This window comes from Vibrio sp. 704 (assembly GCF_033339295.1).
Genome location: NZ_JAWOUH010000982.1, coordinates 1 through 525, shown reverse-complemented (window position 1 = coordinate 525; position 525 = coordinate 1). Strand labels below are relative to the sequence as shown.

Sequence of the window (525 nt, the reverse complement as noted above, 5' to 3'; positions counted from 1 at the left end):
AACGTGTGCGTGTGGCAATGGGCTAGGGTGTGCGCCTGTTGCGATAAGGCCTGCGATGTGCGCCATATCGACCATTAGGGTTGCGTTCACTTCGTCGGCGATTTCACGGAACTTTGCGAAATCGATAGTACGTGGAATCGCGCTACCGCCTGCGATGATCATCTTTGGTTTGTGTTCTAGCGCCAGAGCGCGCACATCATCGTAGTTGATTTCTAGTGTTTCACGATCAACGCCGTATTGAACTGCATTAAACCACTTGCCAGATAGAGCAGGGCGTGCACCGTGTGTTAGGTGGCCACCTGCGTCCAAAGACATGCCAAGAATGGTGTCGCCAGGTTGAAGTAGTGCCAGTTTCACTGCGCCGTTTGCTTGAGCGCCTGAGTGAGGTTGAACGTTTGCGTATTCGCAATTAAAAAGTTTTTTCGCACGTTCGATAGCAATGGCTTCCACTGTATCTACGTGCTCACAACCACCATAGTAACGGCGACCTGCATAACCTTCAGCGTATTTGTTTGTTAGGCATGT

Annotated in this window: 1 pseudogene; it reads right to left on the bottom strand. The window is 50.7% G+C overall.

Annotation, left to right across the window (positions count from 1 at the left end):
• Nucleotides 1-525 (bottom strand): annotated as a pseudogene (gene glyA / locus R7R24_RS30230) (serine hydroxymethyltransferase); the annotation flags it as partial.